The following is an 11,546-nucleotide window of genomic DNA, read 5'->3' as shown; positions in this document are numbered from 1 at the left end:
GACCCTGCCATCGTTGGAAGGTGCACACTGATTCCACCTCACGAGCACCGAAGGAGCTACAGATGGAATTCCATGTCGACGGCATGACCTGCAGCGGCTGCGCGCGTAGCGTGACCCGCGCGATCCAGCAGATCGATCCGAACGCCCGCGTGGTCGCTGACCCGCCGAGCGGCCTGGTCAAGGTGCAGACCACTGCATCGCAGGACGATGTCTTCGCCGCGGTGAACGATGCAGGTTTCCCGCCGCGCACTGCCTGATCTGCAGCCTCGCGTCCACGACGAAGCCCGCCCGGTGAAATCACACCCGGCGGGCTTTTTCAGGTACGCGACAACGTCTCAGTGCTTGCGCGCACGCCGTCGCACCGCGCCGGTCTTGGGTGCGTCAACCGGCAGCTGCATGTCCTCATCCTCACCCAGCCGCTCCAGGATCGGGCAGTCCGGGCGTTCGTCGCCGGCACAACAGCTGATCAGCGACTTCAGCGTATCGGCCATCTGCCGCATGCTCTCGATGCGCTGCTCCAGGTCGGCAATGTGCTGCTCGGCCAGGCGCTTCACGTCGGCGCTGTGCCGCGAGGTGTCATTCCACAGGCCCAGCAGGTCGGTGATTTCGGCCACCTGGAAGCCGAGATCACGTGCACGGCGGATGAAGCGCAGGCGGTGGATGTCCGCCTGCGAGTAAGCGCGGTAGCCCGACTCGGTGCGATCGGCCGCAGGAATCAGGCCGATCTGTTCGTAGTAGCGGATCATCTTCGCCGAAACATTCGACGCCTTGGCGGCTTCACCGATGTTCATGCGGATCTCCTTCAACGGCTCGCGGCGGGAACATCCGCCATCGGTGGCTGGAAACGGCGCAGACGCAGCGCGTTGCCGAGCACGAATACACTGGACAACGCCATCGCACCGGCGGCGAACACCGGCGACAGCAGCACGCCCCAGATCGGGTACAGCACACCGGCCGCCACCGGAATCAACGCAGTGTTGTAGGCGAACGCCCAGAACAGGTTCTGCCGGATGTTGCCCAGTGTCGCCTTGGACAGTGCGATCGCGTTCGGCACGCCCTGCAGGTTGCCCGACATCAGCACCACGTCGGCCGATTCCACCGCGATATCGGTGCCGGTGCCGATAGCAAGGCCAACATCAGCCTCGGCCAGTGCGGGTGCATCATTGATGCCGTCGCCAACAAACGCCACATGACCGTAGGTGGCCTTCAAGCGGCGCACCGCCTCGACCTTGCCTTCCGGCAGCACCTCGGCCACGACCTCGTCGATGTCGAGCTGGCGCGCGATCGCCTGCGCGGTACCGGCGTTGTCACCGGTGATCATCGCCACCTTCAGGCCGAGCTGATGCAGTGCCGCGATCGCGGCCGGCGTACTCGGCTTGATCGGATCGGACACCGCGATGATCGCGGCCAGGCGGCCGTCGATGGCGGCATACAGCGGCGACTTGCCCTGGCTGCCCAGCGCCGCCGCCAGCGTCGCAAACACAGTGATGTCCACGCCGAGGTCGCGCATGAAGCGATCGGCACCCACCGCTACCCGCGCGCCATCCACGCTGGCACGTACGCCCATGCCGGTGACCGATTCGAAATCGGCCATCGCCGGCAACGCGATGCCCTGCTCGGTGGCCGCGTCAACGATGGCGCGGGCAATCGGATGCTCCGAGCGCGATTCCACCGCCGCCACCGCCGCCAGCACCGTGCTGCGATCGAAACCGCCGGTGATCTCGAAGTCGGTCAGGCGCGGGCGGCCCTCGGTCAGCGTACCGGTCTTGTCCACCGCCACCACCTGCGCGTCCTTCAGCAGCTGCAGCGCCTCGCCCTTGCGGAACAGCACGCCCAGTTCGGCGCCACGACCGGTGCCGACCATGATCGAGGTCGGCGTAGCCAGCCCCATCGCACACGGGCAGGCAATGATCAGCACCGCCACCGCATTGACCAGTGCGAAGCTCAGCGCCGGCGACGGGCCGAAGATCAACCAGACTGCGAACGTCGCCAGCGCCGCCAGCATTACCGCCGGCACGAACCACAACGTGACCTTGTCGACCACGGCCTGGATCGGCAGCTTCGAGCCCTGCGCCTGTTCGACCATGCGGATGATCTGCGCCAGCATGGTCTGCGCACCCACTGCGGTCGCACGTACCGTCAGTGCGCCCTTCTGGTTGACCGTGCCACCGACAACGCTGCTGCCCGGCTGCTTCTCGACCGGAACCGGCTCGCCGCTGATCATCGACTCGTCGATGTAGCTGCGGCCTTCGATCACCTCGCCATCCACCGGCACGCGCTCGCCGGGGCGCACTTCCACCACGTCGCCGCTCAGCACTTCATCGACCGGGATATCGACCGCGCGACCGTCACGGATCACATGCGCGACCTTGGCCTGCAGGTTGACCAGGCGCTTGATCGCCTCGGAGGTGCGGCCCTTGGCACGCGCTTCAAGGAAGCGGCCCAGCAGGATCAGCGCGACGATCACCGCCGCTGCTTCGTAGTAGACGTTGACCGTGCCCGGCGGCAACAACCGTGGTGCAAAGGTTGCCACCACCGAATAGCCGAACGCCGCGGCGGTGCCTACCGCCACCAGCGAGTTCATGTCCGGCGCAAGTCGCAGCAGCGCCAGGAACCCCTTCTGGTAGAAGCGGCGGCCCGGAATGGCCAGCACCAGCGCGGTCAGCACGAACTGCAGGTACCAGCTGGCCTGCATGCCGATCGTCGACATCACCCAATCGTGCATGCCGGGAATCAGATGCGACCCCATCTCCAGCACGAACACCGGCAGCGCCAGCGCGGTCGCCACGATCAGGTCACGCTTCAGTTCAGCGCGCTCGGCATCCTTCTTTTCCGTAGCCTCGTCATCGGACTGCAGACCCGCCTCGATCACGCGTGCGTCATAGCCGGCCTTGTCGATGGCGGCGACCAGGGCAGCCGCATCGGCCACGCCACGCACCGTGGCACGCTCGGTGGCTAGGTTGACGCTGGCCTGGCTGACCCCCGGCACCGCCAACAGCGCGCGCTCCACGCGGCCCACGCAGGACGCGCAGGTCATGCCCTCTACCGACAACTCGGTGGTGCCGGCCGGCACGTCATAGCCCACCCGCTCCACCGCCTGGATCAGCGCGGCGCGATCAACCGGACCGGAAGCGCGGATATCCGCGCGCTCGGTGGCGAGGTTCACAGAGACGCTGCCGACGCCCTCGACCTTGGACAGTGCTGCCTCGACCCGGCGCACACAGCTGGCGCAGGTCATGCCCTCGATGGGCAGGCTGATGGTGGCGGAGCTTGCGGGGGCCGCAATGGCTCGGGGCGTGCTCATGATCGGATTCCCGGATTTCCTTCTGGATGCGGACAGGCTAAACCTTGCCATCGTGGGAAGGTCAAATCCAGCCGCCCCGGGATCGACCGGTAGCGCCGGGCCATGCCCGGCGTACCGCCTGCAACCCGCCTCAGAAGGTGAACACGTACTCCAGCGCGAACTCGCGGCCCACCGCACCCAGCAGGCGGGTCGGGGCGAAGTCGTAGTCCAGCTTGTACGGATCCTTGTGGTTCCAGCTGGCCGAGTTGAACGCGTTGTTGACGTAGACGTTGACCTTCGCGTGTTCGGTCACCTGATAGCCCACGTTGAAGTTCCAGGTGATGAACGGCCCGACCCTGCCGAAATAGCGGGCGGTCTGCTGGCCTGCATTCGGGTTCGGGTTGGGCGAGCCATCCGGACGCGTCGCCGGCTCCAGGCAGTTCAGCGACGGGCTGTCACTGGGCACGTAGCCATCGGCGAACGGCAGGCAGCCGCCGGGGTTGTCCAGGCGGTCGGTGCCCCAGTGGTAGCGCACGCCCGGCACCGAACCGATGCGGTCAGCGTAGACATTGGCGTTCCAGTTGCCGCGCTGCCAGGCCAGGCTCGCGCGCAGCTTGCTGCGCAGGTCGCGGTCACGGCGCTCCGGATTCGGGTCGTTGGCGTAGCGCTGTTCCTTGGTGGAGATCTGGTTGGTGTAGTTCAGGCCCAGCTGGAAGCTGCCCCACTGCGCAGTGTCCAGGCGATAGCGTGCGGTCAGGTCGATGCCACGCACCTCGCGGCTGGCCAGGTTGAACGGGCCGCGCTCGATCGATACCAGGCGCCCGTTGCTGTCGCGGTTCACGCGGGCCAGGATGCCGGCACAGTACTCGCCACCGGCCGGATTGGCCCACGGTGTACCGTCCATGTTCTTGCCGGTCAGGCAGCCCGCTTCGCTGGCCAGCACCTCGTCGGCGCCAACGTCGACGATCATGTCTTCCACTTTGATCGCCCAGTAGTCCGCGCTGACCGACACGTTCGGCAGCACGTCCCAGACGAAGCCGACGGTCCACGAATCACCGGTTTCCGAGCGCAGCAGCGGCGTGCCACGGCGGTTCACATCGAACGTGTACCAGACATCGGTGTTGCCCACGCCGCAGTTGTTGACCAGGTAGGCACCACTCTGGATGCAGCGCAGGCGGTCATAGGTCTGTACTTCCGAGCTGCTCGGCTGGCCCAGCAGGTAGTGCATGTCCGGCGCATGGAAACTGGTGGCGTAAGAGCCACGCACCAGCAGCGATTCCACGGGGCGCCATTCCAGGCCGACGTTCCAGGTGGTTTCCTTCTGGCTGCCGATGTCCAGCGCTTCGCTGCTGTCGTCGGCCTTGTAGTTGCCATAGCGGTCATAGCGCGCGGCCGCGGTGGCAGTCACGCTCTCCAGCAGCGGGATCTTGAACTCGACGCCGGCCGAATAGCGGGTGCGCTCGCCGCCGCCGCGATCGACGTTCTGCAGGTCGAAGTCGATGCCGGCGCGCGGGTCCGGACGGAGGTGGTAGCCCTGCTGCGCGACTTCGGCCACGGCGGCGAACGAGATCGGGCCGGCCCAGCCCTGGAACAGCTCGCCGGTGATGTCCGCCGAGGCCTGGTTGACCCACGACGCCGCACGGTTCTTCGCCACCGTGCCCATCTGCCAGTACTGGTCCGGCGTCAGCGGATTCCACCAGCGTGATTCGTTCAACGCGTAGATCGCTTCGCCATCGGCAGTGGTGCCGAGGCGCGGGCCGAGGAAGTAGTCGTACGACTTCTGCTTGTCCACCACGTTCTGCCGCTCTTCCACGCGGTAATACGACCGCCCCACCGTGGCGCTCCAGTCGAAGCGGTCAGCGAGTCGGCCGCGCAGGCCGGCGCTCCAGTCCCAGGACAGTTCGCGATTGGTGTTGCGCAGCGTATCCAGTCCGCCCACCTCGTTCGGGGTGAACTGGCGCACGCCCAGGATCGGGCGGTTGCGGTTGGCATCCCAGTAGTAGCCGTTGTCATCATCGACCAGCGACACGCCGGGCGGGTTGGTGCCCCAGATGGCCTCCGAGCGGTATACCGCCAGGTTGGTCCAGGCCTGCAGGTCGTTGCTGAAATCAAAGGTGGCATACAGGTTGCCGGACACGTTCTCGGCGCCGCCGGTGAGCAGCCAGTTGGCGTAGTCGGCGCTCATGCCGCACAGCCGGCCGGTGTTGGTGATGGTGTTGGCGGCGTAGTTGTAGACCAATCGATCGGCGGTGTAGTACTCGCCATCGAACTTCTCGCAGGTGCCGGTGGGCGGTGCCAGACGCTGGCCCGTGGTCGGATCGATCAGCGCCAGGCCGGCGGTGGGTCGAAAGCCCACTTTGCGTTGTTCCATGTTCCAGGACGTATACGGTGCATCATCGGCGTCGTCCATCTGCGGGCGGTCGCGACCGAACAATGGATCGCGCTTGGTGTACTGCAGCGCGTAGGTCACGCTCCAGTTGTCACCGGTCTTGCCACCGGCCCAAGAGAGGTCCCAGGTATCACGGCCGCCTTCGGTGGAGGTGCCGCCGCGTACGCGTACTTCATCACCGTCGTAGTTCGTTTTCAGGATGACGTTGACCACACCGGCGATCGCATCGGAACCGTAGATGGCTGAGGCACCACCGGTCAGTACTTCGATGCGCTCCACCGCCGCGGCCGGAATGTTGCCGTAGTTGGAAAAGTTGGTTTCGCCGCCGTAAGGCAGCGGGTAGTCAGCCACGCGACGACCATTGACCAGCAGCAGCGAGCGGTTCGGGCCCATGCCGCGCAGGTTCAGGCCACTGGCGTTGGGCGTGTGCGAGCCCCACTGCGAGGCCGCCTCGACGGTGCCGGTGGCCTCGGTGAGGGTCTTCAGCGCGTCGTACACGCTGACGAAGCCTTCCTTCTGGATCTGCGCGGCGGTGATTACGTTGACCGGCGCCGGGCCCTCGACGCTGGCGCGCTTGATGCGCGAGCCGGTGACCGTGACTGCGTCGAGATCCTTGGTGGACGAACTGGCCGCCTCCTGCGCACTGGCAGCCAAGGGAAGCAGGGCCAGGACCAGGGCCTGGGACAGCAGGTGACGGCGCTTGCGGACGATCTGAGCCATGGGTGGTTGCTCTTCGAAAGTGTGGACGCATGGACGGGTGGTGGTGCGGCACTACCGGTGATCCGGGCGCCTGGATCGGTTGAAGACCGTCGCAGCACCCTCCCCTGTGGATCGATCCAAACTAAAGCACAGCTGAATCACCCCCGGCATGCGGCGACGCAGCAACATGCCGCGACATGCCGCTATTGGCTGCCAGTATCCTGAGCAATCAAAGGGTTGCGGATCATCGCTGAGAGAACGCCGCACACGTCAATGACACGATCGCGACAATCATGCGCTGAACGGTTTTGTCCGCGGAAAGCGTGCTGCAGGGGTCGGACCGCTTCGCAGAAGGCCCCGACCCCGGGCCGCTCTCAGCCGTCCAGCGCCTGCCGCAGCGCGGCCACGGTGGCGGTAGCGGTCTGGCTCCAGTCCGGGTCCAGCCCGCGCAGGGCCGGGTTGTGGAACTGCATGGCCGAGCGCCGCAGTCCCTTGGCCGAGGCATGCAGTTCGGTGCAACCGCTCCGTCGCGCGACGGCGGTGATATTGGCCGGGCCCAGCCCCGCGCCGGCCATCACCGTGATACGCCCCGCCGCCTGGGTAACCAGCCCCGCCAGGACATCGGCGCCGGCTTCGGCGCTGACCTGGCCGCCGGACGTCAGCACACGCTGGCAGCCGAGCCCGATCACCTGCTCCAGCGCCGCCGACAGATCGCGAGCCGCGTCGAACGCACGATGGAAGGTCACCTGCAACGGCCCGGCGGCCTGCACCAGTTCACGGCACAGCGCCACGTCAACGCCGCCCTGGACATCCAGCGCGCCGATCACCACGCCATCGCAACCCAACGCGCGGCACTGCACGATGTCACGCAGCATCAGTTCGGTTTCCAGCGCGTCGTAGTGGAAATCGCCCGGGCGTGGCCGTATCAGAACAAACAAAGGAATCGACAGACGTTCGCGGGCAATCGCGATGCTGGCGAACGACGGCGTGGTGCCGCCCTCGGCCAGGTTGTCGAACAGCTCGATGCGGTCGGCACCACCGGCCTGCGCGGCCAACGCCGAGGCCAGGGAGTTGCTGGCGATCTCCAGCGTGAGCCGCGTGCTCACGCCTGCGTGCCCGTGTAGATCGACGGCGAATCGCGCAGGTCATCCTGGCGCTGCGCATCGCAGACGGCGTAGACGAAGCCGCGATGCAGCGCGTACGCGCCCACCTCGCCCTGCTTGTTCATGGCCAGGAAGCACACCTGCAGCGTCCTGCTTGCTTCGGGGCGCTTGCGCACCACGCGGTCGATCGCCTCGCGGCAGGCCTGCGCCGGCGAGCGCCCCTGGCGCATCAGCTCGACCACCAGGAACGAGGCGGCGTTGCGGATCATCTCCTCGCCCACCCCCGAGGCAGTGGCCGCGCCCACCTCGTTGTCGACGTAGAGGCCGGCACCGATGATCGGACTGTCGCCAACGCGGCCGTGCAGTTTCCACGCCATGCCACTGGTGGTGCAGGCACCGGCCAGATGGCCCTTGGCATCCAGTGCCAGCATGCCGATGGTGTCGTGGTTGTCGCTGTTGCCGGGAATACCACGGCGCTCGGCATTGATCTGCGGCTGGTACTTCTCGGTCTTCAGCCACTCGCGCCATGCCGCTTCCGCCTGCGGCGTGAGCAGGTGCTGGCGTTCGAAGCCCTGCTGCACCGCGAACTGCTGCGCGCCCTCACCCACCAGCAGCACATGCGGGCTGTCCTCCATCACTTTGCGGGCCACCGACACCGGATGCAGGATGTCGACCAGTGCGGCCACCGCGCCACAGCGGCCATCGCCATCCATGATGCTGGCGTCCAGGCTCAGCACGCCGTCGCGATCCGGGTTGCCGCAATGGCCGACGGTGGGGTTGCACAGGTCGCTCTCGGCCCAGCGTGCGCCGGCCTCGACCGCGTCCAGCGCGCTGCCCCCCTGCGCCAGCACTTTCCATGCGGCCTGGTTGGCCGGCACGCCGAAATCCCAGGTTGAAACCACCTTGGCCCCACCCTGCGTGCGTGCCTGCACGCCCGGCAAAGCCGCCATGCCTGCGGCCAGTGCACCGGCCTGCAGGAACTGCCTGCGATCCACCATCTTCCCCTCCCAGTCTGCAATGCACGGCCGGCCCGATGCCGGCCATGCCGATCAGTCGCGGGCAGGCTGTCGTGCAGCGTGCCAGACCGCCGCGCCGAGCACGCCCAGCTGCCCATGCTCCACCCGCCACACCGGCACCTGGCGCAGCACCTCGGTCAGCACGCCCTTGTTGAGGAAGCGCTCACGGAAGCGGCCATCGGCCAGGAAATCCTGTACATGCGCGGAAATACCACCGGCCAGGTACACCGAACGCGCACCGACGGCGATCGCCGCGTCGCCGGCCAGGCTGCCCAACCAGGCGCAGAACACCTGCAGCGTCTCCACCGCCAGCGCATCCTCGCCACTGCGCGCGGCGCCGATCAGCGCCTCGGTCGTGGTCCACACCGGCAGCACGCCGCGCAGTTCGCACAGGCACGGGTACAGGTTCATCAAGCCACTGCCTGACAGCACCCGTTCGTTGTCCACGTGCGCCCAGCGCTGCAGCAGCTTGCCCAGCACCTGCAGTTCCAGCGCGTTGCCGGCGCCAAGCGCGGCATGGCCGATCTCGCTGGCCAGCACCGGGCGCTCGCCATCGGCGAAACGCAGCGCGGCGCCCAGTCCGGTGCCCGCGCCCAGCACCAGCGCCGGGAACGCCTGTGCCGGATCGGCGTCGCCGTTCAGTGGCACCAGCGTCTCGCGCTGCAGGTACGGGATGGCCAGTGCCACCGCCTCGAAATCATTGATCAGCTGCAGCTCGCGCAGCCCGGACTGCGCGCGGGTGGCCGACAGCGATACGGTCCACGGCAGGTTGGAGTTGATCAGCACATCGCCATCGAGCAGGCCGGCGATGGCCACCACGGCGGTCTGCACCGGCTGGCTGAGGCCAGCGGTGAAATCAGCAAGGATCGCCGCCAGGCTGGGATGCTCGGCACAGGCGTAGGTGCGATGGCTGCCCAGCAGCGGCGCCTGGCCGGGTTGCGTTTCAGCCAACGCCAAACGGGCGAAGGTGCCGCCGACATCGGCGACGACCAGATGGCGCGGAAGACCGCCGCGGGCGGAGTCGGAGGAAACCGGGGACGCTGCTGCGATGGTCACGCTGGCCTGCTTGGATCGATTGAATCGCCCCGATTCTCAGGCATCGGGGCGGCTTTGCCTAGCACGCCGGTGGTTCAGGTTGGCCTACATGCCTTCCTGTTCGGCCACCTGCACGCCGTCCACCAGCACGCGCAGGCGCTGCGGGCGGAAGCCGGCGAACAGCAGCGGCCGGGTGCGCTCGACCAGCACGTCGTGGCCGGCGATATGGCGCAGCCACGACTGTACCAGCGAGAACGAGAAGTGGGTGCCCGGATGCAGCGGGTGCTGCACCCAGACCTTCTCGGTGGCGCTCTGCAGCAGCATCGCGCCGGTGAACCAGTGGCGGCTGAGGGTCACCGGCGTAGTGCCGGCCATGAAGCGGATATCCATGCGGGGTCCTTTCGCTGGAGAGGCCTTGCGGCGTGTCAGGGCTGGGCAGTCTGCAGGCTGTAGCTGGTGGTGGCAGTGAACACTGCGCCATCGGGCTGGGTGGAGCGTACTTCAACCTTGTGGCTGCCCACCGCCAGATCGGTCGGCAGCGCGCCACGCCACAGGTGAGGCGATGCGGTGGCCTCCGGCGAACGATCGTAGCCACGCAGGCTGTTTGCCATATCGTCGGTCACGTTCTCCACCATCAGGCGCGGGTCCGGCTGGCTGACCTGCTTCATCGGCTGCCAGGCGCCGCCGTCGACACGGTACTCGACCACGCTGGCATCCTCGCCCATGTAGACGTTGGCATAGATGCCCCATGCCGGGTATGCCCCCTGGCGGAGCACCTTCGGTGCATGCAGGCCGATCTGTTCGCTGGCTGGCCTACCGGCCACGCGGTACTGCAGTTTGTAGCTGCCATTGCCGGCGACATCCAGCAGCGCATAGCCCTTTGGCGTGCCATCGCTCATGGTGCTGTCCGGCACGCCGGCGGCATCCTTCACCCCGGACCAGAATGCACCGCAGTTGGCACCGACGTTGTACTCGTGCAGCGGCTTGTCACCGTTCCAGCCGTCGGCCTTCCCGTGGTAGACGTGCTGCTGGGTGTGGCTGTGGCCGCTGAGCACCAGCACGTTGCGGAAGTCCTTGAGCAGGTCGAACAGGCGCTGGCGGTCGGCATGACGGAAGGTCTCGCGCCCCGGTGCCGCATCGAACAGCGGGATGTGCATGCCGAGCACCAGCAGGCGGTCCTTGTGCAGGCCCTTCAGGTAGCTGGCGAGGAAGGCGAACTGGTCTTCGCGCAGGCCGCCGACATACTTCGGCCTGGCCTTGGGGTCGTACACCACGTCGTCTAGGAATACGAAGCTGGCGCCGCCCTCTTCCACCGCGTAGGTGTCCGGGCCATAGACGTTGCGCCAGCTGTCCAGCGAATGAACGTCGCTGGCCGCATCGAAATCGAGGTCGTGGTTGCCTGGCACATGGAACCACGGCACGCCCAGCGACGTGGTGACCTTGTTGATCGCCGGGTACAGGGTCAGGTCGTCGTTGACGATGTCGCCCAGCGTGGTGCCCAGGCGCGCCCTGGTCTGGCCGACCAGCGGCGCCACGATCGACTGCTGGTAGTAGCCGATGTCCTTCAGGCTGGCGGTCTGCGAATCGGTGAACACCAGCATCTGGAAGCCGCGGCGGCTGTCATGGCGGTCCGGCTGCAGGGCGAAATCCCAGTTGCGGGTGACATCACCGGTGGCGGCGATGCCACCGTACTTCAGCGCCGGCGAGCCGTTCGGGCGATAGTGTCGCCAGAACGACGGCAGGCCATCGGCCGCCTTGAGGAAGGCATAGGCATCCGGCTTGATCACGAACACGGTCTGGCCGTCGCGCACCGGCAGGCTGTAACTGCCATCGGCAGCGGTCTTGACGATGCTCTCGCCGTTGGAGACCTGCACCCCGGCCAGGCCCGGATCAGTGGCGCCGCGGCCCGGCTTGCCATCGCGCTCCAGATAGACCTTGCCGCTGACCACGGTATCGGCGGCCCAGGCCGGCGAGGTCAGCAACAGGCAACACAGCCAGGCGGCAGGCAGTTTCATGGAACG

The 11,546-nt window shown here is 67.0% G+C and carries 9 protein-coding genes; 1 reads left to right on the top strand and 8 read right to left on the bottom strand.

Annotated features, from left to right (window positions below; genetic code table 11):
• The first annotated feature begins 62 nt into the window (after window positions 1-62).
• A complete protein-coding gene (locus QZ853_RS13335; RefSeq protein ID WP_295574022.1) occupies window positions 63-257 on the top strand; it encodes a heavy-metal-associated domain-containing protein in 195 nt (64 codons plus the stop codon).
• 78 nt (window positions 258-335) lie between these two features.
• Here the strand turns inward: QZ853_RS13335 and cueR are convergent, their stop codons facing one another.
• From cueR to QZ853_RS13295, 8 genes are all read right to left on the bottom strand, one after another.
• On the bottom strand, window positions 336-791 hold the full coding sequence (cueR, locus tag QZ853_RS13330; RefSeq protein ID WP_295574020.1) for a Cu(I)-responsive transcriptional regulator: 456 nt from the start codon (window positions 789-791) through the stop codon (window positions 336-338).
• 11 nt (window positions 792-802) lie between these two features.
• On the bottom strand, window positions 803-3,304 hold the full coding sequence (locus tag QZ853_RS13325) for a heavy metal translocating P-type ATPase (protein WP_295574018.1): 2,502 nt from the start codon (window positions 3,302-3,304) through the stop codon (window positions 803-805).
• A gap of 130 nt (window positions 3,305-3,434) precedes the next feature.
• Window positions 3,435-6,392: a TonB-dependent receptor gene (locus QZ853_RS13320; RefSeq protein ID WP_295574015.1), complete on the bottom strand. Its 2,958-nt coding sequence runs from the start codon at window positions 6,390-6,392 to the stop codon at window positions 3,435-3,437.
• Between the two features lie 353 nt (window positions 6,393-6,745).
• Window positions 6,746-7,477, bottom strand: coding sequence for a copper homeostasis protein CutC (locus QZ853_RS13315; RefSeq protein ID WP_295574012.1), 732 nt, complete (start codon window positions 7,475-7,477; stop codon window positions 6,746-6,748).
• A complete protein-coding gene (locus tag QZ853_RS13310; RefSeq protein ID WP_295574009.1) occupies window positions 7,474-8,472 on the bottom strand; it encodes a N(4)-(beta-N-acetylglucosaminyl)-L-asparaginase in 999 nt (332 codons plus the stop codon). Before QZ853_RS13310 ends, QZ853_RS13315 begins: the two co-directional genes overlap by 4 nt.
• Before the next feature lie 51 nt (window positions 8,473-8,523).
• Window positions 8,524-9,546, bottom strand: coding sequence for a glucokinase (locus QZ853_RS13305; protein ID WP_295574006.1), 1,023 nt, complete (start codon window positions 9,544-9,546; stop codon window positions 8,524-8,526).
• An 84-nt stretch (window positions 9,547-9,630) separates the two neighbouring features.
• On the bottom strand, window positions 9,631-9,915 hold the full coding sequence (locus QZ853_RS13300; protein ID WP_295574004.1) for a hypothetical protein: 285 nt from the start codon (window positions 9,913-9,915) through the stop codon (window positions 9,631-9,633).
• 35 nt (window positions 9,916-9,950) lie between these two features.
• Entirely contained in the window at window positions 9,951-11,540 is a 1,590-nt protein-coding gene (locus tag QZ853_RS13295; protein ID WP_295574001.1) for a calcineurin-like phosphoesterase family protein, read from the bottom strand.
• Window positions 11,541-11,546: the final 6 nt, after the last annotated feature.

It is taken from the genome of uncultured Stenotrophomonas sp., assembly GCF_913778665.1.
Lineage (GTDB): Bacteria > Pseudomonadota > Gammaproteobacteria > Xanthomonadales > Xanthomonadaceae > Stenotrophomonas.
This window is presented reverse-complemented; position numbering and strand designations above follow the sequence as displayed.

Bases quoted from the DNA above. Each gene is read 5' to 3' on its own strand.
- cueR (WP_295574020.1), bottom strand. From the start codon at position 791: ATGAACATCGGTGAAGCCGCCAAGGCGTCGAATGTTTCGGCGAAGATG.
- QZ853_RS13320 (WP_295574015.1), bottom strand. From the start codon at position 6,392: ATGGCTCAGATCGTCCGCAAGCGCCGTCACCTGCTGTCCCAGGCCCTG.
- QZ853_RS13295 (WP_295574001.1), bottom strand. From the start codon at position 11,540: ATGAAACTGCCTGCCGCCTGGCTGTGTTGCCTGTTGCTGACCTCGCCG.
- QZ853_RS13325 (WP_295574018.1), bottom strand. From the start codon at position 3,304: ATGAGCACGCCCCGAGCCATTGCGGCCCCCGCAAGCTCCGCCACCATC.
- QZ853_RS13335 (WP_295574022.1), top strand. From the start codon at position 63: ATGGAATTCCATGTCGACGGCATGACCTGCAGCGGCTGCGCGCGTAGC.
- QZ853_RS13300 (WP_295574004.1), bottom strand. From the start codon at position 9,915: ATGGATATCCGCTTCATGGCCGGCACTACGCCGGTGACCCTCAGCCGC.
- QZ853_RS13310 (WP_295574009.1), bottom strand. From the start codon at position 8,472: ATGGTGGATCGCAGGCAGTTCCTGCAGGCCGGTGCACTGGCCGCAGGC.